This is a genomic window from Olleya sediminilitoris (assembly GCF_016785945.1).
GTDB lineage: Bacteria > Bacteroidota > Bacteroidia > Flavobacteriales > Flavobacteriaceae > Olleya > Olleya sediminilitoris.
This window is the reverse complement of sequence record NZ_JAEMEF010000010.1, coordinates 1-24,414: the sequence shown is the minus strand read 5'-3', so window position 1 is coordinate 24,414 and position 24,414 is coordinate 1. Positions and strand designations below refer to the sequence as shown.

Sequence of the window (24,414 nt, the reverse complement as noted above, 5' to 3'; positions counted from 1 at the left end):
ATCATGAAAATTTTCACAACAACAAACCTAGTACTAATAATTATATGCTCAAACATATCTTTTTCTCAAACCCAAAAACCACAAACACCACAACCACCTTTTAATTATATAATTGAAGAGGTCACATTTATAAATAAAGAAGCAGATAGCATAACATTAGCAGGTACATTGACACTGCCAAAAAATATTAAAAATCCTGCAACAGCCATTTTAATAAATGGCTCTGGTGGACATGACAGAGACTGTACAATGATGAATCATAAGTCTTTTTGGGTTATAGCAGATTACCTAACTAATAACGGTATTGCTGTATTACGTTTTGACGAACGTGGTATTGCTAAATCTGAAGGTGATTTTATTAAAGCAACCACTTTTGACTTAGCAAATGATATAGAATCTGGTATAAAATACTTAAAATCTAGAACAGATATTGATACATCAAAAATTGGATTAATTGGTCATAGTGAAGGAGGATTAATTGCACCAATTGTAGCCTCAACTAATACAGATGTTGCTTTTATAATCATGCTTGCAGGACCAGGTGCAAAGGGTCAACATATATTACAGTCTCAAAGTGAAAAAATAGCAAAACTACAAGGTGCAACAGATGAAGGTATTGCATTTAATAACACTTTAACCTCTATTGCATATAAAGCAATGTTCTCTGAAACAGAAGTTGAAAAACAAAAGACTGCTATTGAAACTGCTTTACAAAATTTTAAAAATAAATTAGACACTGAAGATAGTCCTTTTAAAGTCTATATAAATGAGTACACTATCAAACAATTAAAAACACAGCTATCTAACCCTTGGTTACAAGCTTTTATTAAAACAGACCCAAAACCGTATCTTGAAAAAACGACTTGTCCAATTTTAGTTTTAAACGGATCAAAAGATGTACAAGTTTTACCAGAAATTAATTTACCTGAAATTGAAAACCATCTTAAAACAGCTAAAAATAAAGATGTAACAATTAAATTATTAGAAGGCTATAACCATTTATTTCAAACTGCTAAAACTGGTCTTATGGATGAATATTTTACAAACAAAGAGACCTTTTCTCCTATTGTTTTAAAAATAATGACTGATTGGATTAATGCTAGGTTTTAGAGTAATTCTTGATATTATATAAAATAGGTTATGTGTTACAAAGCTGAAACAAAAACCATATACATAAAAAAAAGCTTCCATATGGAAGCTTTTTTTTATGTAATATAGTTCAATCTCTAGTTAAGCATTTTCCAAAGTGTATCCTTCAATTCGGTTAATCCTTGTTGTGCTACACTTGAAATAAACTGGTAAGGTATTGGTAATGCTTTATCTAATTCTGCTTTCATTTCTGCTTTAAGTTCATCATCCAACATATCTGATTTTGAAATTGCAATCATGCGATCTTTATCTAACATTTCTGGATTATAACGTCTAAGCTCGTCTAACAAAATTTCGTATTGTGCATTAATATCTGGTGCATCTGCAGGTATTAAAAACAGTAATATCGAGTTACGCTCTATATGACGTAAAAAGTAATATCCTAATCCTTTACCCTCTGCTGCTCCTTCTATAATACCTGGTATATCAGCCATTACAAAGGTTTGATAGTCACGATATTTTACAATACCTAAATTAGGTTTTAATGTTGTAAACTCATAATCAGCAATTTTTGGTTTTGCAGAAGTTACTACAGATAATAATGTTGATTTTCCTGCATTTGGAAAACCTACCAATCCTACATCTGCTAAAACTTTTAACTCTAAGGTTATAAAGTTTTCTTCAAGTGGCATACCTGGTTGTGCATATCGTGGTGTTTGATTGGTTGGTGTTTTAAAGTGCCAGTTTCCTAATCCTCCTTTTCCTCCTTCTGCAACAATACGCTCTTCTCCTTCTTCTGTAATTTCAAAAAGAATTTGATCCGTTTCAGTATCTCTAACAACTGTACCTAATGGTACATCCATATAGATATCTTCTCCATCTGCTCCAGAGCTTCGGCTTTTACTACCATGTCCACCATGTCCAGCTCTGACGTGACGTTTAAATTTTAAGTGTAATAGTGTCCAAAGGTTTGGATTACCTCTTAATATAACGTGTCCACCACGTCCACCATCTCCTCCATCTGGTCCTCCTTTTGTAATAAATTTTTCGCGATGTAAATGCACAGATCCTTTTCCTCCGTTTCCAGAAGTGACATGCATTTTTACGTAGTCTACAAAATTTCCTTCAGTCATAATTTAGTTAAAAAGTTAAAAACGTTAACAGCTAAAAGTTTTCACTAATACTTATTAACTCAAACAAAATTGTTTGTATTACAGTTTGTCTATTACTGTGTTTAGACGTACTGTTATGTCTTCAATACTACCTATTCCGTTAACACCAAAATATTTATTTTGTGCTGCGTAATAGTCTTTTAATATTGCAGTTTCGTTGTAATATACTTTAATACGATTACGGATGATAGCCTCATCAGAGTCGTCTTTTCTTCCACTAGTTTTACCACGCTCTAATAAGCGTTGTACTAAAACCTCATCTTCAACTTCTAAAGCTACCATTGCGCTAACTTCAGAATCTTTTTCTTCCATGATTTGATCTAAGGCTTTGGCCTGAGCTTCATTTCTAGGAAAACCATCGAATATAAACCCTTTAGCATCTGCGTTACGCTCTACTTCTGCTTTAAGCATATCAATAGTTACTTGATCAGGCACTAAGTGCCCTTTATCCATGTATGATTTTGCTAAAGTCCCTAAAGCTGTTTCGTTTTTAATATTATACCTAAACACATCTCCTGTAGATATGTGTATTAAATCATATTTTTCTTTTAAAAAATTAGCTTGTGTTCCCTTTCCTGCTCCTGGAGGTCCAAATAGCACTAAATTAGTCATGTGTTGTGTTGTTTTTAATTGGTATACTGCTGGTAAATCACGTCCTAATCCATCATAATCTAATCCATAGCCTACAATAAATTTATTTGGTATTTCTAGTCCAACATAGTGCAACTTAAAATCTTTTTTATAGGCTTCTGGCTTATAAAATAAGGTTGCTATTAATAATTGTTTTACGTTTTCGTTTTTAAATATACGATGTACTTCATGAAGGGTATTACCTGTGTCAATAATATCTTCTAAAATCACAACTGTACGACCTGTTAGATCTTGAGTCAAGCCTATTAAGCGCTGGATGTCTTCTGTTGATTTTACACCTTCATAGGATGCTAACTTAATAAAAGTCACCTCACATGGCTTTGGATATTTTTTTACAAAATCACTTACTAACATAAATGACCCATTTAAAATACCAATAAAAACAGGCACTTCGTCACCTAAATCTTCTGCTACTTGAGCTGCCATTTTTGTGACTACATCATTTATTTCTTGTTCAGAAATAAATGGTTTAAACTGTTTGTCGTGAAGTGTTATTGTTTGCATTTTATAAATTTAAACCGCAAATATACGTAATTGTGACTGCTTTACAGATATTTGAATTCGATTTTTAGGTGGTGTTTTGGTTTTAAAATGTATTTTTGTTGCTAACACGATTTAGCACCAATGAATTATTTTTCTTCAGACTTTAAATTAGGTATTTTAGGAGGTGGCCAATTAGGTAAAATGCTACTTTATAATACCCGAAAATTTGATATTCAAACTTACGTTTTAGATCCAAGTAACGAGGCACCAAGTCGTATGGCTTGTAATACTTTTGTCCAAGGTGACTTAATGGATTATGATACAGTTTACAATTTTGGAAAACAGGTTGATGTTTTAACTATTGAAATTGAAAATGTTAATGTTAATGCTTTAGAAACTTTAGAAGAGGAAGGTATAAAAGTCTTTCCGTCTGCTAAAACATTAAAGCAAATACAAAATAAAGCGACTCAAAAATTATTTTATCAGGATCATAATTTACCGACTGCTCCTTTTAGCAGATATGCTTATTTATCTGAAATTGAAGACGCTATTAGTAATGACGCATTAAGCTTTCCGTTTGTATGGAAAGCTGCACAATTTGGTTATGATGGTAATGGTGTAAAAATTGTACGTCAACTTTCTGATTTAAATGATTTGCCTAAAGGCGAATGTATTGCCGAACAATTAGTCCCTTTTAAAAATGAATTGGCTGTTATTGTTGCTAGAAGCTCAAATGGAGAAACTAAAACATACCCTGTTGTAGAAATGGAGTTTCATCCAGAAGCTAATCAAGTGGAATACGTTATTTGTCCTGCTAGAGTCAGTCCAGAAGTTGCCCAAAAGGCACAAGATGTTGCGTTAAAAACCTCTAAAGCTTATAATCATGTTGGTTTATTAGCTGTAGAATTATTTTTAACCGAAGATGACACGATTTTAATTAATGAAGTTGCACCTAGACCTCATAATTCTGGTCACCAAACCATTGAAGCTAGCTACACCTCTCAATTTGAACAACATATTAGAGCCATTCTAGGGTTACCATTAGGCTCAACAGATAATACTGTTGCTGGAGTTATGGTTAATTTAGTTGGAGCTGAAGGACATACTGGACAAGTCAAATACCAAAACATTGAAACCATAATGGCTATGAATGGTGTTACACCACATATTTATGGTAAACAACAAACACGTCCTTTTAGAAAAATGGGACATGTTACAATAACCAATAAAGACTTGAATACAGCGCGTCAAATTGCTGAAGAAGTAAAAAGCAGTATTAAAGTTATCAGCATTTAAAATTTAAATCCACGAGATAACGGAATATGCTGACCGTTAGTCATGACAACCTCTAAACTATTATATTGCTTAATGTAATTTTTATTAATAATATTTGAGCGATGGCACTTAACAAAGTTTGGAGGTAATTGCTTTTCGATTTCCGATATTTTGCCTCTTACAAACTCTTTTCCTGATGTGGTAAACAGATTAAGATAATGTCCATCAGACTTTACACAAATTAATGCTTCTAAATACACTTTAGATTTGTTTTTAAGTACAATGTGATCGTTTATAACTAATGCCTTTACTGTTTCTAACTCGGTTTTAGTTTTTTGATTTTCAATATTTAAAGACTGATTTTCTTTATCCAACTGAGACTTTATTCTGTCTGTTTTTTTCCATCGCACAAAAGAGTATAACGCTAATAAGAAAACTAAAAACAATAAAACACTGTATACGATCTTATTATTATTAAATGTCTTTTTGAATGAAGATAATTCTTCTATTTTTTTATCTTTTTCTTTTGTTTGATGCACAACATCAATTTCATAAAAATTGCTGTTTTTACGAAAGTCGTCAACTAAGCTGTCATATTTAGCTAAGTATAGCTTTTGGATTTCAGAATTTTTAAAATCTGCAAGACTATCGTAAGCTCGTTTTTTTAGACTGTGAACAATTCTATTTATTTTAATTAAATACTTTTGATTGGGTATTTTAGAAGCTTCATCAAGGTGATTTATGGCTAAAAAATAATTGTTTTTGTATATTTCATTGACACCTAGATTAATTTTAGCGTAAGATTGGTTTAGATAATCATTATTTTGTTTTGCAATAAAATAAGATTCGTTTAAAAATCTAGAAGCTTCTTTATAATTATTTAATTGAATATTAAAACTACCTAAATTTAACAACACACCTGTTTTAAAGTTTTGATTTTCCTTATAATAACTAGACTTTTGAAGCCTTAACATTTTACTGTAACCCAAATTATATTTCATAGAATCTATAAAATTTACAGTGGCTAATTCTTTATTTACAATGGATGACCATTTGTCGTTTTTATCTTGATTTGATAATTCTTGCAGTTCATTTAAAAAACGGTTAGTTTCCTTAAAATAATTATGCTTATTTGTTTCAGTTTTATGAACTTGTAATAAAAGCTCTTTAAACTCATCTTCATTTAGTGTTCTAGAAGTTTTTTCTTGCTCATATATTTTATAATATCTTGAATATGCAGAATCTTCACAATTAATTCTTTGGTAAATTTCAGCTATTTCAAATTGTGCTTTAGAGCTAAAAGGTTTGTCTTTTTGTAGTTGTTTTAAAGACACAATTTGTTGTAGCTCTTTCTCATAAAAATATTCATAAGAGATAGAGTCTAATGGAATTTGCTGAGCAACAACAAATTGTGTAAATAATATAAAGATTATTTTTTTCAATTAACCACCACAAGTTATTAATCCTACAACTCCACCTGTTCCGGTTTGTTTAGGTGTTACGACTTCTTCAAGAGATGGGTCGTCATTAATAAAAAAAGCATACAAACCTTCTATATCAGAATCTTTAAAACTGGTGTAAATGACAGCTTCTTCTTTACCTTCTAAAACAGCACCTCCTTTACCATCAGATATTTGAAAAATAACATGATCTGGATTAGAGTGTACTTTAACATTATTTACTTTAAATTGTCTAGAATTAACATCTTTAGAATCTACGTTAAAAAAAGTTATTTTTATTCTATTTGCTACATCACTACAAATTTCTACTTTGGCATTAAATGGTTTCATTTTTTTTGATTTTTAATTGGTTAAGTGTTAGTTTTTTAAAAAATTGAATCAAATATATTAAGTTATATTCTAAATTATTATAGACCTGGATATTATTGTTAGATTAATCTTAATAATTATCAATTCAATAATATATTAATTACAGGATAAATTTGAGTCAAAATCTAAGCGACTTATTGTAATTATTGTTAAACTTTGCTGCTATTTACTTTTTGATTTTGAATATATTTTAAAAGGAATACCAACACGTAATCTAGCAGTAAAGTCCTTATTTATTTTTGTATTGTAAATAGAATTATCAAAACCAATATCAATACCAAGTACAACACCTTTGTCTTCTTTTCCTGTTGCTTTAAAAATTGGACCAATTAAAGCAGTGAAATTGTTTTTATAAAACACTTCGTCAGGCTTTTGTATTAAATAATTATGTCTGAGATTTAAGTTTACCCCAAATTTTTGAGTTTTACCAAAAAACAATGCTCCATAAGCACTAAAACTACCATAACTCATAGTGTTGTCTATAGTATTAAAATTTCCTTTTAATGCATTATCTTCAATATTACTTTCGTCAATTATATTTTGGTTTTCATCTATTTTTGGTGTTCCATTTAGCAAATTAGAACTTAAAAATGATCCATTATGAAATGCTATACCTGCTTTAAAAAACAATAATCTTTTATTATTTTTAGTAGTGTAATTATAATTAATCTGAGCTGTGATTTTTAGTTTGTTTTTAGATTTATCAAACTTTAAACTATCGTTTAAAGACACATATAATACATTATCTATATTAGCTTCTTCAAACTTGTAGCTTTCATTAGTTATTGAGAAATCTCCATCAAACCAATGTAAAGAATACCCATAAGTGATGTCGTTTTTTTTATCGAAGCTTGTTAATTCTTCCACAATGTAATTTATAGCTTTAACAAACTCTTCACCTCCAGATTTTTCTAACTCGTTTAAAGACCTACCATTTTTCAACACAAAAACTGTATCAGGTAAAAGATTGGAATTATAAAGTAACTTATTATGATAATTAGTTAATGTTAGATTTGGATTTACATTTTTGAAAATAGAATTAAATGTCTCTATCTCTTTTTTTATAGTAACTAAACTATCTTTTTTATGATAATAAGTTGCTTTGCTTGTATCCAGTTTACTTAATAAAGTATTTATTGTTTTTAATTTTTTGGCATAAGAAAGTTTAATCTTCATTAACGAATCAACAAATTTTAATCGTTTCATGCTTAGTTTTTCAGCTTCGTTATCGTTGTAAGAAGTTGAAGAATTATTAGGTTTATAGATATAACCCAATGTCGCGCCAACACCACTACTCCAAGTATTGTTATTATACAAATTAAATGGAGATGAGGATCCTTTGGCGTGAATACCAATTTTAAAAAAATGGCTGTATGACGAACTTAGTTTAGTAACACTATTAACAGATACAGTTTCTTTAGAGTCATTTTTTTGATAACCAATAGAAGATCCATTTGAAGCTAAATCCGAGTTAGCAAATACAACAGTATTAAATATTTTATTAATATTATCGTCTAATAATTGAGGCTGTATAACAATACCATTGGAATTTTCGCCAAAATCATATTCTGAAACCTTGTATAATAACAGTTTTTCATAGGTAGACACAACTGTATCATTTGCTAAAACCTTATATAACTTTTTGCTGTCGATGTGATCATATTTATTGCCCTGTGCTAAACTCAAAACACTATGTAAGAGAATGAAGGATATGATACTTATTTTTTTTTGCGTTTTCATTTTATCTTTAAATTTAACATTATCAAAGGTTATATCTCTATTAGCATTTAAGCAATCACCTGTTTATATCATTCTAGACTTATGACTGATTGTTTCTATTATAGAAAAAGCATCAATCCAATTAAAATTATTATTTTCTATTTGTTTCCAAAAAAGCCTTCTATTGATCTAGAAAATCCAACCTGTAAAAACATACTTCCGTCATTAGAAACACCTCCAATGTCTCCTGTAGAAGGATAGTTAGAAAACACTTCTAAATACAATCTATGGGTATGATCTCTTTTCCACTCGAAGAAAAAACCTGATGCAACATAATTTGGTATATTACCATTTAGATTAATAAGTGGCTCTCCTGGTTCTTCTCTAAAAGAAAACACTTCTGCTGAGTTCTCATCAAAATAGTTTTCCATTATACCTAAGATTATGTGATCTCTTTTTGCAGTTCTTGTATTACGGTAATACGAAAATTTTAAACCTGCTCTCAATTGTGTGTAAGATGTAGAAGACTTCCCACCTTCACCAATTTCTTCAGGATCAATCCAGTTGTTTGAAGAAAAACTATGAGTTCCCATTTCATATCTACCATATAGTTTAATATTTTTATGACCACCAAATATTTCTGCTCCATAGCCATGACTAGTGTTAAAATCAGTGAAAATAGGTGAAAAACCTGGTTCAAATCTTCCGTATATATTACCTCCTCCATTTTCTACTTCATATCCAACTTTAAAAGCTAATCTTAAATCAACTGTTATTGCAGAAACAGTAGTCTCTTCTTCTGTAGTTTGCTCATCTCCATTATAATCGACAGCGGTTCTAACACTATTATAGGATAGTGGAAAAGCTGAAACACCGTAACCAAAATCAAAATTTATATGAAAATTATTACCTGTATATAAGTCTTTACCAGGTAATCCCATTTTGTTATAAATAACACCTCCTAGTAGATATAAAAAACTAGCCGAAGATGCAGCAGAAGCAGCTGCTATTGCATTATTTTCTTTTTTCTGGTTAGCAATTCTATTGTTATAGGCGTTAATTTTTTCTTGTCTAATTCGTTCTTGCTCTTCTGTTCGTTTTCTTTCTGCTTCAGCTGCTGCTGCTTTTTCTCTTTCTTCTTCTTTAGCACGTTCTAAATCTTCTTCCTCTTGTTTTTTATTTTCTGCTATAAGTTTTTCGGCTTCTTCCTCCTCTTTTAACTGTTGTTCTTGATCCGCTTTTTCTTGTTCTTCTTTCTCCTTTTCTTCTGCTTTCTTTTTATCTTCAATTTCTTTTGCTTTATCGCTTTCTATTTTGTTTAAATAGCTTTGTAAAGCACTAAAACCTGTAAACTTGACATTGTAAAGCTTAGCATTTTTTATTGTATAACCTTCCTTCCATATTTTTTTTACATTGTCCTCGCTTACTCCTGGCCATAATTGGTCCCAATCTGGACTTCCAGGTATAAAAGACACAGAAATTTCGTTTTCAAGTTTTACAGTTGCAATTTTTCTAGAGCCTTGATAAATGTCAAACGAGACATTAATTAATCCTACCTCTACCTGATTAAATATTTTGTCTCCAATATCTTTTCTATAGTATTTTTGGTTATTGTATACAATAAAATCTCCTTCAGATATTTTTTTTGTTCTTGAGCTAAAAAGTGGTTCACCAAGAAAGGCATCATACTTACAAGCAAAATTTAAGTTTAAATCTTTCCCGTTGTTGTTATTGGTTTTATAATTAATATTTTGTTGGTATGACTTTTCGTATTTCTGAGCAAATAAAAAGGAAAACATTAGCTGAAATATGCTAACAATTAAAATAGACTGTAACTTCATTGGATAGTATTTTAGTATTTTGGATATTTTACATTATGCTGATCAACACTTCAAAACTCTAACAAAATCAAGGGTTATAAAAATAAATGTCGTGAAATGCAGTAGATATATCACGAAATGCAATCCAACTTTCAGAAAAAATCAAGACAAAAAAATTATGATAAGACAGAAATTAATTAAACGTTATAAAAACGTATTTTTGAAATAATTTTAAAATCAAACACAACTAACAAACACACAAGATGAATAAAGTAGCTGTAATTATGGGAAGCAATAGTGACATGCCAGTCATGCAAGATGCTATTGATATTTTAAATCATTTTAATATTGAGATTGAAGTAGATATAGTATCTGCACATCGTACTCCCGAAAAATTATTTGACTTTAGTAAAAACGCACATAAAAATGGTATTAAAGTCATTATTGCTGGTGCTGGAGGTGCAGCACATTTACCAGGTATGGTTGCTTCGCTTAGTCCATTACCTATTATAGGTGTACCAGTTAAGAGTAGCAACTCCATTGATGGATGGGACTCTGTATTATCAATATTACAAATGCCAGGTGGTGTACCTGTTGCAACTGTAGCTTTAAACGGAGCAAAAAACGCTGGTATTTTAGCAGCTCAAATAATTGGAGCTTCAGATCCTTCTGTATTAGAAAAAATAATAGACTATAAAGAAGCCTTAAAAGCAAAAGTAGAGCAAGCTGCAAAAGACATAAAATAGTAAAAACAGAAAACCCCAACACTTAGTTGGGGTTTTCAATCGCTATTAATCTTTTCTAAATGAGGAAATTTATACTCACATCAAAAAAACTATTTACAAAGTTGCTTCATATCCTTGTATTTAAATAATTGTTAAGTAGAGAAATAAGCGAATTCGATTAAACACAAATAAAACTGTTGAATTGCGATCTGAAATCCACAAAAAAAGCCCCAAACTAAGTTTGAGGCCTCCATCGCTATTATTTTCTATATTATGAGTAATAAACACTCACATTTAAAAAACAGTTGCAAAAACGTCACTTTTCATTTAAATCAAGAGAAATGTTAAAGTTTTTTCATATTATTAGTTAAAACGTAATATTTATACGTTTAAATACGTATTTAACAAAAAAAAGCCTCAGAAGTATCTGAGGCTTTTTATCGCTATTAATCAATAATTTTTAAGTGAGTAACCAACTCACGGGAAAAAATCTTTGCGAAAATACACATTTAAATCATTAGTAAGCAATAAAAAACTTAATTTTAACATCAAAAAATTTCTTTTTAAGAAAAATGAACATACTTATAGACCATTTTACAACAAATTATAACTCAGCACCTTTTGATTTAATTCAAAATAAAGATTTCAAACCAGCCATATTAAAACTTATAGAAGCCACAAAAAAAGAGATTGATGCAATCGTTACAAACACTGCACAACCAACTTTTGAAAATACTATTGAAGCACTAGAGTTTTCTGGACAGCAATTAGATCGCGTTACTAGTATCTTTTTTAATTTAAATTCGGCTGAAACTAATGATGAAATTCAAAAAATAGCTCAAGACATCTCTCCTATTTTATCAGAGTTTGGTAATGACATTACTTTAAACAACGACTTATTTAAAAAAGTTAAGCATGTTTTTGATAATAAAGACCAATTAAATCTTACTACAGAACAAAGTACTTTACTAGATAAAAAGTATAAAAGTTTTTCCAGAAATGGAGCTAATTTACCTGAAGACAAAAAACAAGAATTAAGAGCAATTGACAAGCAATTAGCAAGTTTAAAATTAAAGTTTGGCGAAAACATTCTTGCCGAAACAAATGCTTTTGAAATGTTAATTACAAATCAAGAGGACTTATCTGGTTTACCCGAAGGTGCTATTGAAGCTGCAAAACAATTAGCCGAAAGTAAAAACAAAGAGGGTTGGCTAATCACTTTAGATTACCCAAGTTACATACCTTTTATGACTTATGCTGATAATAGAGCATTACGTAAAAAACTATCTTTAGCTTTTGGTGCAAAAGGCTTTAATAATAACGATTATGACAATCAAAAACATGTTTTAAAAATTGCTAAGTTAAGACACCAACGCGCTAACCTGTTGGGATATAAAACACATGCAGATTTTGTACTTGAAGAGCGTATGGCACAAACACCAGAAAAAGTAACTTCTTTTTTAAATGAGTTATTAGAAAAAGCTAAACCTGCAGCTGAACGTGAGTTTACTAATCTTCAAAATTTTGCTAAAGAATTAGATGGTATTGACGTATTAGAGAAATGGGACTCAGCTTACTACTCTGAAAAATTGAAACAAAAATTATTCAATTTAGATGATGAACAATTAAAACCTTATTTCAAACTTGAAAATGTTATTGAAGGCGCTTTCCTTGTGGCAAATAAATTATTTGGACTTCAGTTTAAAAAAATTGAAACCATAGACAAATATCATGAAGATGTGATGACTTTTGAGGTTTTAGACGATAACAATAATCTTGTGTCATTATTTTATGCAGATTTTTTTCCAAGACCTGGAAAACGTAATGGAGCTTGGATGACTTCTTTTAAACCTCAATATATTAAAGATGGTGTCAACCAAAGACCACACATATCTAACGTATGTAATTTTACTAAACCAACAAAAAGTAAACCTTCTTTATTAACCTTTAATGAGGTAACAACATTGTTTCATGAGTTTGGTCATGGCTTACATGGTATGCTAGCCAATACGACTTATCCAAGTTTATCTGGTACAAGTGTCTATTGGGATTTTGTTGAATTACCTAGTCAAATTCTTGAAAATTGGTGTTATGAGAAAGAAGCTTTAGAGCTGTTTGCTAAACATTACCAAACTAACGAGGTCATACCAATGGATTTAGTTAATAAAATTAAAGAAAGCGCAACGTTTCATGAAGGTATGCAAACCTTACGTCAGATTAGTTTTGGATTATTAGATATGAGCTGGCATGGTACAGATCCATCATTAATTGAAGATGTTAAAGCCTATGAAACTAAAGCTTTTGAAAACACTAATTTATATCCTGAGGTAAAAAGCAATTGCATGAGTACTGCTTTTGCACATATTTTTCAAGGAGGCTACTCTTCTGGATACTATAGCTACAAATGGGCAGAAGTATTAGATGCTGATGCTTTTGAGTATTTTAAAGAAGAAGGGATTTTTAATAAAGAAGTGGCTGCTAAATTTAAAGATCACGTCCTATCTCAAGGAGGAACAGAAAACCCAATGACACTTTACAAACGTTTTAGAGGTCAAGAACCTAAACCTGAAGCACTTTTAAAGCGTGCTGGTTTAATAAAATAATAGATTAAAAAAGAAGGTTATTAACTTAGCCTTCTTTTTATTTTAAATAAACTTTCAATAATTATTGAAAGTTTAAAATTAATTGATATATTTGTGACATGGAATATTTAGAGGCAAAAAATAAATTTATTAGTACTTGGGGAAGTTTAGGTTCACTTTGGGGAATCAATAAAGCTATGGCTCAAATACAAGCGCTTTTATTTATTTCGACCAAACCATTATCTATGGAAGAGATTATGGAAGATCTTAAAATATCTAGAGGAAACACTAGCATGAATTTAAGACAATTAATGGATTGGGGAATTGTAACTAAAACATTAGTAGCAGGCGAGCGTAAAGAATTTTTTACAACCGAAAAAGATGTTCAAGAATTAGCTAGGATTGTTGCTGTTGAACGTAGTCGAAGAGAAATTAAACCTGTTGTTAAAGTTTTAGAAGAGGTGTCGACCATTAAAGATGATGGAACTGCTAAAACAAAAGAGCTTATTAAACAAACCAAAGCACTTCATGAACTAACCGAAACTATGGACATTATGATTAATAAATTAGTAAATCAAAAACAAAATTGGATTACAAAATCTTTATTAAAACTATTTAAATAAAAAAATTTAATACAAACTTTCAATATTTTTTGAAAGTTTAATAAATACAATAAATGTGAAAAAACTTTATTACTTCAACAAAATAATACTGATTACAACAGCCATTTTTTATTTAACAATAATATTAGGTTTATATGCTCAAATTGCATTAGGTATAATACAAATATTAAGTGCAATTGGTATTCTCGTTTTATGGAAAAACTATGATTATAATCAAAAAAAACATTTAAAGACATATTGGTTATTTGTAATAATATATGGCTTAAGATGGTTATTTTTTAAAGAAAGTGTTGATGATATATGGTTATTAGACATCATTATTTTACCAATGACACTAGCAGTATATTTTGTTTGGATACTACATAAATTAAAAGAAATTACATTATGAAAACATTACACAACCAAACATTAATTTACGATGTAGATTGTCCACTTTGTCAGGTTTACACTAAGGGTTTCATAAAAACCAAAATGCTAGATAACAATGGAAGAAAACCATTTAAACTTTTAAACGAAGATGAACAGAAATTTGTTGATATAAATCGTGCTAAGGATGAAATAGCTTTAATTGACAATAATAAGAAAATAGTAATTTATGGTATTGATAGTCTTTTAAAAATTATAGGTAATTCATTTCCTTTAATTGAAAGAATAGGAAATTTCAAACCAATAAATATATTTTTAAAAAAAATATACTCTTTTATTTCATACAACAGAAAAGTAATTATTCCAAGCAAAATATCCGAAAACAAAAACTCTGAATGTGTTCCAAGTTTTAACATAAAATACAGAGTAACTTATATCATATTTTCAATTTTATTTACAGGATTAATATTATTTAAATTTTCTGAATTGATACCTAAACTTCCAGAATCGACAATATTAAGAGAGTTAATTTTAGCTTTTGGTCAGATCATTTTTCAAATACTGTTTATAAGACATTTTAGTAAAAAAGAAATTTTAAATTATATAGGCAACTTAATGTCTGTATCCTTATTTGGTTCTTTAATAATTATACCTCTTCTGATAATTAACACCTTTATAAATTGTCCTGAAATTATTATTATATTATACTTTGCTTCAACAGTAATCATTATGTTTTATGAACATTATAGACGTATTAATTTACTAAAACTACCTTTATTCCTTTGCTATACTTGGATAATATACAGACTAATAGCATTGCTAATCATTTTGAATTAAAATCATGAAAACAATAGTCATAGCAGGTGGTTCTGGCTTTTTAGGTCAAACACTTAACAACTACTTTACAAAACAAAATTTTAAGGTTATAATTTTAAGCAGAGATCCAAAATCTAAAAATGAAATATTTTGGGATGGCACAACATTAGGTCCTTGGACTAAACATTTAGAAAACGCTGAAGCATTAATTAATTTGGCAGGTAAATCTGTTGATTGTCGCTACACAGATAAAAACAAAAAAGCAATCTACAATTCTAGAATAGACACAACAAATTTATTAGGATTAGCTGTAAACCTATGTAATAATCCTCCAAAATATTGGTTTAATTCTTCTACTGCAACAATCTACAAAGGGTCTTACAACAAACTAAATACAGAACAAAACGGAATTATTGGTGACGATTTCTCTATGAATATCGCAAAGTCTTGGGAAGCGACTTTTAATAACATAATCACACCAAAAACAAAAAAAGTAATATTACGCACTTCAATTGTTTTAGGCAAAAAAGGAGGTGCAATCATACCATTAAAACAATTGACAAAATTTGGTTTAGGTGGTAAACAAGCTTCAGGAAAACAAAAAGTAAGTTGGATACATGAAGACGATTTTACAAATGCAATTCAATTTTTAATGGACCAAAATTTAGAAGGTGTATTTAACCTTTGCGTACCAGAACCAACAGATAATAAAACATTAATGTATAGCTTAAGACAAATATTAAATATTCCATTTGGTGTATCTCATCCTATTTGGTTATTAAAACTAGGAGCATTTTTTTTAAGAACGGAAACTGAGCTTGTTACTAAAAGTAGAAACGTAATACCAGAAAAACTTCTTAAAAATGGTTATACTTTTAAATATAAAAACATACAAACGGCATTAAAAGATTTATTGTAGAATATGAATTAAAAAGAATAATTATATGCATTATTGTAGGTTTAACATTTAAACAACTATAGGTATTAAATTATTACCTGTAAAAAATAGTAATTATTTTGTTCTAATTTTACTACATTTAGCCTGAAAAAGAAAAACAAAAATGATATGCCTAACCATAAAATAGATCCTAATAAATGGATTGATTTATACAGTGACTATCTGTTTAATTACACTATAACACGTGTAAATGACCGAGTTATTGCTCAAGATTTAGTCTCTGAAACTTTTTTAGCAGGTCTAAAAAGTATGAAAAATTTTAAAGGAGAAGCAAGTGAACGCACTTGGTTAGTTTCAATTTTAAAAAGAAAAGTCATTGACTATTATCGTAAAATAAACTCAAACAAAGGTAAGGCTGAAGTTAGAATGTCATATAATAGTGATAATGAAACCGAAGGTGATTGGCTAGAAGAACGTGTTGCAGATCCATTTGACAAAACTGCAGAAGACCAAATAGAAAACACAGAACTAGCAGACGCTATTGACAGTTGTCTATCTAAACTTCCAAAAAAACAAGCTAAAATATTTGAAATGAAAACCATTTTAAATTATGAAACAGAAACAATTTGTAATGAATTGGAAATCACTTCGTCTAATCTATGGGTCATAATACACAGAGCACGAGTATCTATGGCAGATTGTTTACAAAATAATTGGTTTTAAAAAATGATGAAAAAATTTATGATTTCTTGTGAGGAATCCGGACACATTTGTGACAAATCACAATACCATGAAGCAACGTTATGGGAAAAAGTGAAATTTAAATTTCACACCCTATTTTGTGCAATGTGCAAACAACACTCTAAAAACAACACAAAACTTACAGCTTTAATTGATAAAGTAAAGGCTAAAAACTTAACCTCTTCAGAAAAAAACTCTATAAAATCTGCTTTCAATAAAGAATTAGACAAGCATCAATAACATCCAAATTATTGGTAAGGCTTCGACCCAGAATGAAGCATAATATTTATTTCTATTATTACCAGAAAAATAAATAAACATAGCTAACATCAGACTTATTACAAACGTAATAAGCAAATAGTTACTTTGGATGTTATCTTTAAAATATTCTAAAAAGTAAAATAGTAAGACCAATCCAAAACCTACAACTTTGGTACGTTTTATTCCTATTTTTTGTGGTATAGTAGCTAACTTAATACTATCATATCTTAAGTCTCTGATCTCAAAAGGCAACATTAAAGCCATCACAAAAACAAAATGTTGTGCAACTGTAATAATAACCGTTTCACTAAAAGCAACTTTATTATTTACTAAAGGTAATACAACTGTTACACCACTCCAGACTAAGGCAATTACGTAAACTTTTAAACCACTAATATCTCTTAAATTTTGTTGTGTATCTAAATACCAAGTTTTAGGTAAAAAAGGTATGGCATATAAAAAAGTTATTACAGCAAAAATAGCAATGGTAATTAATGTTTCTTCTTGTAATTTTAAAGTAAAAAAGCACATTAAAAGAAAACACAGCAAGCTAAAAACCTGTATCACTTTTAACCACTTAGCAAGACTTCTGTGATGCCATTTGGCTATACCAAAATACTTTACAAAATTATAACCTGTAATAGTAGCAAAAAAGTTAAAAAACAACACGTTAACATCATAAATAACACCAAATCTTTTTAAAGTCACTACACTTAAAGCGTACACTGCAAAAGCAACATGTATACTGCTGTTTAAGTAAAAATCTAAGAATTGTTTTAACCACTTCACAGCACAAAAATAATTAATCTGTTAATAAAGGTGTGGATTAGTTGAAAACTTTCAATTTTTAACAAAATTTTACTGTTAGTTTTCGTTAATTTTGCAAACATTAAAAAAGCAACTATAATTTTTTGTCAGTCCTATTAAATTAGGACATTAACAACACAACTCACAATGAATACAAACGCTTTCGCATTACGTCACATTGGACCTAGAGAAGAGGACCAAAAACTAATGCTTCAAACAGTAAACGCAGATTCAATTGAACAATTAATTTCTCAAACTGTACCTGCTCCAATTCGTCTTGAAAAAGATTTAGATTTAGACGAAGCAATGACAGAATACGAGTACACTAACCACATCAACAATCTGTCAAAACTTAACAAAACATACAAAACTTATATTGGTTTAGGGTATCATCCAACAATTTTACCTGCTGTTATACAACGTAACATTTTAGAAAATCCAGGTTGGTATACTGCCTACACACCTTATCAAGCAGAGATTGCTCAAGGTCGTCTAGAAGCATTACTAAACTTCCAAACCATGATTACGGACTTAACAGGAATGGAACTAGCAAATGCCTCTCTTTTAGATGAGAGTACTGCTGCTGCAGAAGCCATGAGTTTATTATTTTCGGTTAGAGCTCGTGACCAGAAAAAAGCAGGTATTAACAAGTTTTTTGTTAGTGATGCTATTTTACCACAAACTTTATCTTTATTACAAACACGTGCGACACCAATTGGTATTGAGCTTGTCATTGGTAGTGAAACTGACTTTGACTTCACATCAGACTTTTTTGGAGCCTTGTTACAATACCCAGGAAAAGATGGTCAAATTACTGATATCAAAAGTTTTATTGAAAACGCAAATGCCAATAATATAAAAGTAGCTGTTGCTGCAGATATTTTAAGTTTAGTTAAACTGGAAGCTCCTGGTAAATTTGGAGCTGATGTTGTCGTTGGTACTACACAACGCTTTGGTATTCCAATGGGTTATGGAGGACCACACGCAGCTTATTTTGCAACTAAAGAAGCTTACAAACGTGATATTCCTGGACGTATTATTGGTGTAACTAAAGATGCTAATGGTAACAGAGCCTTACGTATGGCTTTACAAACCAGAGAACAACACATTAAACGTGACAAAGCAACCTCTAACATTTGTACAGCGCAAGTATTATTAGCAGTTATGGCTGGTATGTATGCAGTTTATCATGGACCAAAAGGATTAACTTTTATTGCAAATCAAGTACATAATGCAACGTCAACATTAGCCAATGCCTTAACTAAAATGGGTGTTGAGCAATTAAACACTTCATTTTTTGATACGCTTCAGGTTACAGCTAATGCTTCAACTGTAAAAACAATTGCAGAAAAGCACGAGGTTAACTTCTATTATCCTAATGACAATACGGTTACAATCTCAATCAACGAGACAACTTCTGTAAAAGATATCAATCAAATTATAGCAATTTTCGCTGAAGCGGAAACAAAGCCGACTGTAACAATCGATAGTTTTACAGAGGCAAACAATATACAAGACAGCATACAACGTCAATCTGAGTTTTTAACTTTAGACGTATTCAATACGCATCATTCTGAAACCGAATTAATGCGTTACATAAAAGGTTTAGAACGTAAAGATTTAGCCTTAAACCACTCCATGATTTCTCTTGGATCTTGCACAATGAAGCTTAATGCTGCTTCAGAAATGTTACCTTTAAGTAACCCAAACTGGGGAAGTATTCATCCTTTTGTACCACAAGACCAAGCTACAGGTTACCAACAAATGCTTACAGCTTTAGAAGATCAATTAACAGAAATTACTGGTTTTGCAGGTACCTCTTTACAACCTAACTCTGGAGCTCAAGGTGAGTATGCAGGTTTAATGGTTATTAGAGCGTATCACGAATCTAGAAACGATCATCATAGAAACATCTGTTTAATACCTAGTTCTGCTCACGGAACCAATCCTGCAAGTGCAGTAATGGCTGGAATGAAAGTTGTGGTTACTAAAGCTGATGAAGACGGTAATATTGATGTAGATGATTTACGCGAAAAAGCCGAATTACATAAAGATAATCTAGCTGCTTTAATGGTTACATATCCATCCACTCATGGTGTTTATGAGTCTGGAATTAAAACTATCACACAATTAATACATGATAATGGTGGTCAAGTCTATATGGATGGAGCCAACATGAATGCTCAAGTTGGATTAACAAATCCTGGAAATATTGGCGCAGACGTTTGTCACTTAAACTTACACAAAACATTCGCTATACCTCATGGTGGTGGTGGACCAGGTGTTGGACCAATTTGTGTTGCAAAACAATTAGTGCCATTTTTACCTGGAAATCCAGTTGTAAAAACTGGTGGAAACCAAGCTATAACAGCTATTTCTGCAGCTCCTTTTGGATCTGCTTTAGCATGCTTAATATCTTATGGTTATATAAAGATGTTAGGTACTGAAGGATTAAAAAAATCAACCGAAATAGCTATACTAAACGCTAATTATATCAAGCACAGATTACAAGGTGCTTATGAAACCTTATATTCTGGAGAACAAGGTCGTGCTGCGCATGAGATGATAATCGATTGTCGTCCATTTAAAGAGCATGGTATTGAGGTTGTTGATATTGCAAAACGTTTAATGGACTATGGTTTTCATGCTCCAACTGTATCTTTTCCTGTTGCAGGAACCATGATGATTGAACCAACAGAAAGCGAAAGTAAAGCTGAAATGGATCGTTTTTGCGATGCAATGATTTCTATTAGAAGAGAAATTGATGCAGCAACTAAGGATGACAATAATAATCCGTTAAAAAATGCACCACACACTTTAGCTATGTTAACTAACGATGAATGGCTATTACCATACTCGCGTCAAACCGCAGCTTACCCACTTGATTACGTGATAGACAGTAAGTTCTGGCCTTCAGTACGTCGTGTGGATGATGCTTATGGTGACCGTAACCTATTTTGCACATGTGCTCCAATAGAAGAATATGCAGACGCTAATTAAGCGTTGGACATCGTAAAAAAATAACCAATTAAAATTGCCTTTAATTATTACTGCTTATCTTAGCAGTTAAATTATTAAAGGCAATTTCTTTTTATGAATATTAAGATTACAGGTACTGGAAGTTTTATTCCAAGTACCATAGAAAAAAATGAAGATTTTTACAATCACGAATTTTTAAATGCAGATGGTTCAAAAATAAATAGCCCTAACGAAGTTATTGTCAAAAAATTTAAAGCAATAACAGGTATTGAAGAAAGACGCTATATTAAACCAGAATTACTAAATTCTGATATCGCTTTTTATGCTGCTGAAAAAGCAATTACTAATGCTAAAATAGATAAAGAAAGTATTGACTATATTATTGTAGCACATAATTATGGAGATGTAAAACATGACTCTGACCAAAGTGACACAGTGCCTAGTTTAGCCTCTCGTGTTAAGCATTTACTTCAAATTAAAAATCCAAAATGTGTAGGTTACGACCTACTTTTTGGTTGTCCTGGTTGGATTGAAGGCGTTATTCAAGCCAATGCTTTTATTAAGTCTGGTATAGCCAAACGCTGTTTAGTTATTGGTACAGAAACACTATCTAGAGTTATAGACAAACACGATCGTGACTCTATGATTTATAGTGATGGTGCAGGAGCTGTCATTGTAGAACAATCTGATGAAGAAGGAGGAATTATTGCACATGAGTCAGCAACATTTGCATTAGACGAAGCCCATTTCATATATTTTGGAGAAACCAATAAACCAGAATCTACAAGTCAACGTCGATACATAAAAATGTATGGTCGTAAAATATACGAGTTTGCTCTAACAAACGTCCCTTTAGCCATAAAATCATGCTTAGAAAACAGTGGCTATGGCATCAAAGATGTAAAAAAGATATTGATACATCAAGCTAACGAAAAAATGGACGAAGCTATTGTTAAACGTTTTTACAAATTACATGACATGGACATGCCAGAAGGTATTATGCCAATGAGTATTAACACACTTGGTAACTCTAGCGTTGCAACAGTCCCAACCTTATATGATTTAATTTTAAAAGGAAAACTAGACAATCAAAACATTAATAAAGGTGATATTATTATTTTTGCAAGTGTAGGTGCTGGTATGAATATTAATGCTATCGTTTACAAATATTAATGATCACTAATTTCAATAGGTTTTCGCTGTAGCGGAAATTAAAATGAAACATATTAATGTACGAACAAACTTTTCCGCATAAGCGTTATAAATTAACGTATCAATTTTTAGAAAAACATATATCAAAATCTGAATCACTTTTAGATTTAGGTGTCAAAAATCCGTTTACTAAAATATTAAAAGCCAATAATTACAATGTCGAAAACACTAAAGGTGAAGATTTAGATTTTGATGTTTCGAGCATCAAGAATTCTGAAGCCACAGTCGTTACTGCTTTTGAAATTTTTGAACACTTACTTAATCCCTTTACTGTTTTACAAAATATTAAGGCAAATAAATTAGTCATAAGTGTACCTCTTAGATTATGGTTTGCTTCTGCTTATAGAAGTAAAACAGACCAATGGGACAGACATTACCATGAGTTTGAAGATTGGCAATTAGACTGGTTACTAGAAAAAACGGGATGGAAAATTATTGATAGAAAACAATGGACTAATCCAACTAAAAAACTTGGAATTAGACCAATTCTAAGATGGTTTACACCAAGATATTATATTATTTATGCCGAAAGAATTTCTAAATAAATAATATGAAGTTTTCAATTATCATTCCTGCACACAACGAAGAAACATCTATTGGATTAACACTTCAATCATTGGTTGATCAAACATTAGCTCCACATGAAATTGTGGTCGTTAATGACAATTCAACTGACAAAACCAGGAGTATTGTTGAAGAATTTCAAATGCGTTTCAATTTTATAAAATTGGTAAATGTCACCTCGTCAAACAAACATTTACCAGGTACAAAAATCATTAATGCGTTTTACAAAGGCTTCGCTAAAGCCAATAAAGTCTATGATGTTATTTGTAAGTTTGATGCCGACTTGATATTTCCTTTAAATTATCTTGAAACTTTAGCATTTCATTTTAATAAAGATAAAACTATCGGTATGGTTGCTGGCTATTGCTACATTAGAAAAAATGATGATTGGATTTTAGAATCTATTACAAGCAAAGACCACATTAGAGGTGCTTTAAAAGCATACAAAAAAGAATGTTTTGAAGACATAGGACAGCTTAAAACCGCAATGGGTTGGGATACCATAGATGAGCTTTTAGCAAAATACAACAACTGGAATATCGTTTTAGATGACTCTTTACATGTTAAGCACTTAAAACCCACAGGAGCTAGCTATAATAAAAGCGCTAAATACCTTCAAGGTGAAGCAATGTACAAAATGCGTTACGGATTTTTATTAACTTTAATTACAGCTTTAAAAATGGGTTTTAAAAAGAAAAGTTTCCGATATTTTAAAGATTATATTATTGGGTATTTAAAAGCTAAAATTAATAAACCTGATTATTTAGTAACTAAAACCGAAGGAGAATACATTAGAAAATTACGCTGGAATGGAGTAAAACAAAAGCTTAAAGCTTAGTATAAAATTTAAAAGCTCCAACCTTTATAACTACTAGAAGCTTCTAATTTATCTTCTTTAACGTCATCTAATTCCGCAAAGAAATCAATACCTGTCAGTTGCTCTATCTCATCAACAGAAGTAACAAATTTATACAATGGTAAATCAGACTCTTGATGATCCATTAAAAAAGCAATAACTTTAGTTTGACCTGAATTATTATCTATCAATACTTTATAAAACTGATTAGGAACAGCAACTTTTTCTGTACCAATAGTTTTCATTTTCCCTTTTAAAATCCCTCCAGTAACTACAAAAACACCATCATATTTTTTAGCCCAATATCTTGTTTTTTGCTCCAATCTATTCCAAACTCCAGCATTAAAATTATGTATTTGGGGCGAAATATTACTAGTCAAAAACGTTTCGTCATGTGCAGCTTTAGTATACTTCCTATCTCCTGCAGGACACAAATGACCACGATCATATCCTGATTTTTTATAATTACGCCAGTGTGCTGCTCCTGTTTTTACAGCATCATCAATTTCAAAATAAGGACGTTTAAAATCAGCATTACTTAAATGCGTTTTTTTAAGCTCATAAGCAACCCATTCAGCTTGTTCATGTGGCTCGCTATAGCTTAAACTGTAACCATCATGATGTACAATTTGACCAGTTGTACTAGTTGGTAAAAAATACTCATTAGTATCAGATTTAACTGCTTCTCCTTGTGAAACAACTTCTGCTTTGTCTTTAATATCAAGATATTCTTTAATACCATAAGTTGCAATGACAACTAAAGCAGTCAACAAAGAATATATAGTTTTGTTAGTCATTTATTGCTTCACAAATTTAAGCGTTGTTTTTACTCCTGAGGTTTCTATTATTTCTGCAATATAAATTCCAGATGTTAATGCAGACATAGACACTTCTTGAGTTGTAACAGAATCAAACGATTGTATAGCTTGTCCTAAAATGTTATATA

Annotated in this window: 23 protein-coding genes; 14 read left to right on the top strand and 9 right to left on the bottom strand. The window is 30.6% G+C overall.

What is annotated here, in order from left to right:
• Nucleotides 1-3 precede the first annotated feature (3 nt).
• Nucleotides 4-1,110, top strand: a complete 1,107-nt coding sequence (locus JAO71_RS11360) for an alpha/beta hydrolase family protein (protein ID WP_116824220.1) — start codon at nt 4-6, stop codon at nt 1,108-1,110.
• Nucleotides 1,111-1,226: 116 nt separating this feature from the next.
• Here JAO71_RS11360 and obgE read toward each other — a convergent pair whose 3' ends face one another.
• Together obgE and JAO71_RS11350 are read right to left on the bottom strand one after the other, a co-directional pair.
• On the bottom strand, nt 1,227-2,222 hold the full coding sequence (obgE, locus tag JAO71_RS11355) for a GTPase ObgE (RefSeq protein WP_116824219.1): 996 nt from the start codon (nt 2,220-2,222) through the stop codon (nt 1,227-1,229).
• A gap of 78 nt (nt 2,223-2,300) precedes the next feature.
• A complete protein-coding gene (locus tag JAO71_RS11350) occupies nt 2,301-3,416 on the bottom strand; it encodes an adenylate kinase (protein ID WP_084561316.1) in 1,116 nt (371 codons plus the stop codon).
• A 120-nt stretch (nt 3,417-3,536) separates the two neighbouring features.
• On the opposite strand from JAO71_RS11350, the gene JAO71_RS11345 reads away from it, so the two are divergent.
• Nucleotides 3,537-4,691, top strand: a complete 1,155-nt coding sequence (locus tag JAO71_RS11345) for a 5-(carboxyamino)imidazole ribonucleotide synthase (RefSeq protein WP_203000901.1) — start codon at nt 3,537-3,539, stop codon at nt 4,689-4,691.
• Here JAO71_RS11345 and JAO71_RS11340 read toward each other — a convergent pair.
• From JAO71_RS11340 to JAO71_RS11325, 4 genes are all read right to left on the bottom strand, one after another.
• Nucleotides 4,688-6,112: a LytR/AlgR family response regulator transcription factor gene (locus JAO71_RS11340; protein ID WP_203000899.1), complete on the bottom strand. Its 1,425-nt coding sequence runs from the start codon at nt 6,110-6,112 to the stop codon at nt 4,688-4,690. The genes JAO71_RS11345 and JAO71_RS11340 overlap by 4 nt on opposite strands.
• On the bottom strand, nt 6,113-6,460 hold the full coding sequence (locus JAO71_RS11335; protein WP_203000897.1) for a hypothetical protein: 348 nt from the start codon (nt 6,458-6,460) through the stop codon (nt 6,113-6,115). It abuts the gene before it with no gap.
• 201 nt (nt 6,461-6,661) lie between these two features.
• The gene (locus JAO71_RS11330) at nt 6,662-8,185 is read right to left on the bottom strand and encodes a hypothetical protein (protein ID WP_203000895.1); all 1,524 of its coding nucleotides are present in this window, start codon (nt 8,183-8,185) and stop codon (nt 6,662-6,664) included.
• A gap of 191 nt (nt 8,186-8,376) precedes the next feature.
• On the bottom strand, nt 8,377-10,059 hold the full coding sequence (locus tag JAO71_RS11325) for a hypothetical protein (protein WP_203000893.1): 1,683 nt from the start codon (nt 10,057-10,059) through the stop codon (nt 8,377-8,379).
• A gap of 242 nt (nt 10,060-10,301) precedes the next feature.
• On the opposite strand from JAO71_RS11325, the gene purE reads away from it, so the two are divergent.
• The 8 genes from purE to JAO71_RS11285 all read left to right on the top strand — a co-directional run bounded on the left by purE (nt 10,302) and on the right by JAO71_RS11285 (nt 17,029).
• Nucleotides 10,302-10,784 carry a 5-(carboxyamino)imidazole ribonucleotide mutase gene (gene purE / locus JAO71_RS11320; RefSeq protein ID WP_028291498.1) on the top strand — a complete coding sequence of 161 codons (483 nt, stop codon included), beginning with the start codon at nt 10,302-10,304 and terminating at the stop codon, nt 10,782-10,784.
• 551 nt (nt 10,785-11,335) lie between these two features.
• Entirely contained in the window at nt 11,336-13,366 is a 2,031-nt protein-coding gene (locus JAO71_RS11315) for a M3 family metallopeptidase (RefSeq protein WP_203000892.1), read from the top strand.
• A 98-nt stretch (nt 13,367-13,464) separates the two neighbouring features.
• Entirely contained in the window at nt 13,465-13,968 is a 504-nt protein-coding gene (locus JAO71_RS11310) for a GbsR/MarR family transcriptional regulator (RefSeq protein ID WP_028606746.1), read from the top strand.
• Nucleotides 13,969-14,023: 55 nt separating this feature from the next.
• A complete protein-coding gene (locus tag JAO71_RS11305; protein WP_028291501.1) occupies nt 14,024-14,356 on the top strand; it encodes a hypothetical protein in 333 nt (110 codons plus the stop codon).
• Entirely contained in the window at nt 14,353-15,171 is an 819-nt protein-coding gene (locus JAO71_RS11300; protein WP_116824212.1) for a thiol-disulfide oxidoreductase DCC family protein, read from the top strand. The genes JAO71_RS11305 and JAO71_RS11300 overlap by 4 nt, the downstream gene beginning before the upstream one ends.
• Nucleotides 15,172-15,175: 4 nt before the next feature.
• Entirely contained in the window at nt 15,176-16,069 is an 894-nt protein-coding gene (locus JAO71_RS11295) for a TIGR01777 family oxidoreductase (RefSeq protein WP_116824211.1), read from the top strand.
• Between the two features lie 147 nt (nt 16,070-16,216).
• On the top strand, nt 16,217-16,771 hold the full coding sequence (locus JAO71_RS11290) for a sigma-70 family RNA polymerase sigma factor (RefSeq protein ID WP_028606743.1): 555 nt from the start codon (nt 16,217-16,219) through the stop codon (nt 16,769-16,771).
• A 3-nt stretch (nt 16,772-16,774) separates the two neighbouring features.
• A complete protein-coding gene (locus JAO71_RS11285; RefSeq protein WP_028291505.1) occupies nt 16,775-17,029 on the top strand; it encodes a hypothetical protein in 255 nt (84 codons plus the stop codon).
• Here the strand turns inward: JAO71_RS11285 and JAO71_RS11280 are convergent.
• Entirely contained in the window at nt 17,012-17,839 is an 828-nt protein-coding gene (locus tag JAO71_RS11280) for a UbiA prenyltransferase family protein (RefSeq protein WP_116824210.1), read from the bottom strand. The two genes, JAO71_RS11285 and JAO71_RS11280, sit on opposite strands and share 18 nt — an antisense overlap.
• A 165-nt stretch (nt 17,840-18,004) precedes the next feature.
• Here JAO71_RS11280 and gcvP point away from each other — a divergent pair, with 165 nt between their 5' ends.
• From gcvP to JAO71_RS11260, 4 genes are all read left to right on the top strand, one after another.
• Nucleotides 18,005-20,857 (top strand): aminomethyl-transferring glycine dehydrogenase, encoded by a 2,853-nt coding sequence (gcvP, locus tag JAO71_RS11275; RefSeq protein WP_203000890.1) that lies wholly within the window; start codon nt 18,005-18,007, stop codon nt 20,855-20,857.
• A gap of 93 nt (nt 20,858-20,950) precedes the next feature.
• The gene (locus tag JAO71_RS11270; RefSeq protein ID WP_028606740.1) at nt 20,951-22,009 is read left to right on the top strand and encodes a 3-oxoacyl-ACP synthase III family protein; all 1,059 of its coding nucleotides are present in this window, start codon (nt 20,951-20,953) and stop codon (nt 22,007-22,009) included.
• Nucleotides 22,010-22,065: 56 nt separating this feature from the next.
• A complete protein-coding gene (locus JAO71_RS11265) occupies nt 22,066-22,593 on the top strand; it encodes a class I SAM-dependent methyltransferase (protein WP_116824208.1) in 528 nt (175 codons plus the stop codon).
• Nucleotides 22,594-22,598: 5 nt separating this feature from the next.
• Complete coding sequence (locus JAO71_RS11260) at nt 22,599-23,450, top strand: glycosyltransferase family 2 protein (protein WP_203000888.1); 852 nt, start codon at nt 22,599-22,601, stop codon at nt 23,448-23,450.
• 8 nt (nt 23,451-23,458) lie between these two features.
• Here the strand turns inward: JAO71_RS11260 and JAO71_RS11255 are convergent, their stop codons facing one another.
• Both JAO71_RS11255 and JAO71_RS15980 read right to left on the bottom strand, forming a co-directional pair.
• Complete coding sequence (locus JAO71_RS11255) at nt 23,459-24,265, bottom strand: DNA/RNA non-specific endonuclease (RefSeq protein ID WP_203000886.1); 807 nt, start codon at nt 24,263-24,265, stop codon at nt 23,459-23,461.
• Nucleotides 24,266-24,406, bottom strand: a complete 141-nt coding sequence (locus JAO71_RS15980; RefSeq protein WP_394370865.1) for a T9SS type A sorting domain-containing protein — start codon at nt 24,404-24,406, stop codon at nt 24,266-24,268. It lies immediately after the preceding gene.
• Nucleotides 24,407-24,414 lie beyond the last annotated feature (8 nt).

Bases quoted from the DNA above. Each gene is read 5' to 3' on its own strand.
- JAO71_RS11360 (WP_116824220.1), top strand. From the start codon at position 4: ATGAAAATTTTCACAACAACAAACCTAGTACTAATAATTATATGCTCA.
- obgE (WP_116824219.1), bottom strand. From the start codon at position 2,222: ATGACTGAAGGAAATTTTGTAGACTACGTAAAAATGCATGTCACTTCT.
- JAO71_RS11350 (WP_084561316.1), bottom strand. From the start codon at position 3,416: ATGCAAACAATAACACTTCACGACAAACAGTTTAAACCATTTATTTCT.
- JAO71_RS11345 (WP_203000901.1), top strand. From the start codon at position 3,537: ATGAATTATTTTTCTTCAGACTTTAAATTAGGTATTTTAGGAGGTGGC.
- JAO71_RS11335 (WP_203000897.1), bottom strand. From the start codon at position 6,460: ATGAAACCATTTAATGCCAAAGTAGAAATTTGTAGTGATGTAGCAAAT.
- JAO71_RS11325 (WP_203000893.1), bottom strand. From the start codon at position 10,059: ATGAAGTTACAGTCTATTTTAATTGTTAGCATATTTCAGCTAATGTTT.
- purE (WP_028291498.1), top strand. From the start codon at position 10,302: ATGAATAAAGTAGCTGTAATTATGGGAAGCAATAGTGACATGCCAGTC.
- JAO71_RS11315 (WP_203000892.1), top strand. From the start codon at position 11,336: ATGAACATACTTATAGACCATTTTACAACAAATTATAACTCAGCACCT.
- JAO71_RS11310 (WP_028606746.1), top strand. From the start codon at position 13,465: ATGGAATATTTAGAGGCAAAAAATAAATTTATTAGTACTTGGGGAAGT.
- JAO71_RS11300 (WP_116824212.1), top strand. From the start codon at position 14,353: ATGAAAACATTACACAACCAAACATTAATTTACGATGTAGATTGTCCA.
- JAO71_RS11295 (WP_116824211.1), top strand. From the start codon at position 15,176: ATGAAAACAATAGTCATAGCAGGTGGTTCTGGCTTTTTAGGTCAAACA.
- JAO71_RS11290 (WP_028606743.1), top strand. From the start codon at position 16,217: ATGCCTAACCATAAAATAGATCCTAATAAATGGATTGATTTATACAGT.
- JAO71_RS11285 (WP_028291505.1), top strand. From the start codon at position 16,775: ATGATGAAAAAATTTATGATTTCTTGTGAGGAATCCGGACACATTTGT.
- gcvP (WP_203000890.1), top strand. From the start codon at position 18,005: ATGAATACAAACGCTTTCGCATTACGTCACATTGGACCTAGAGAAGAG.
- JAO71_RS11270 (WP_028606740.1), top strand. From the start codon at position 20,951: ATGAATATTAAGATTACAGGTACTGGAAGTTTTATTCCAAGTACCATA.
- JAO71_RS11265 (WP_116824208.1), top strand. From the start codon at position 22,066: ATGTACGAACAAACTTTTCCGCATAAGCGTTATAAATTAACGTATCAA.
- JAO71_RS11260 (WP_203000888.1), top strand. From the start codon at position 22,599: ATGAAGTTTTCAATTATCATTCCTGCACACAACGAAGAAACATCTATT.
- JAO71_RS11255 (WP_203000886.1), bottom strand. From the start codon at position 24,265: ATGACTAACAAAACTATATATTCTTTGTTGACTGCTTTAGTTGTCATT.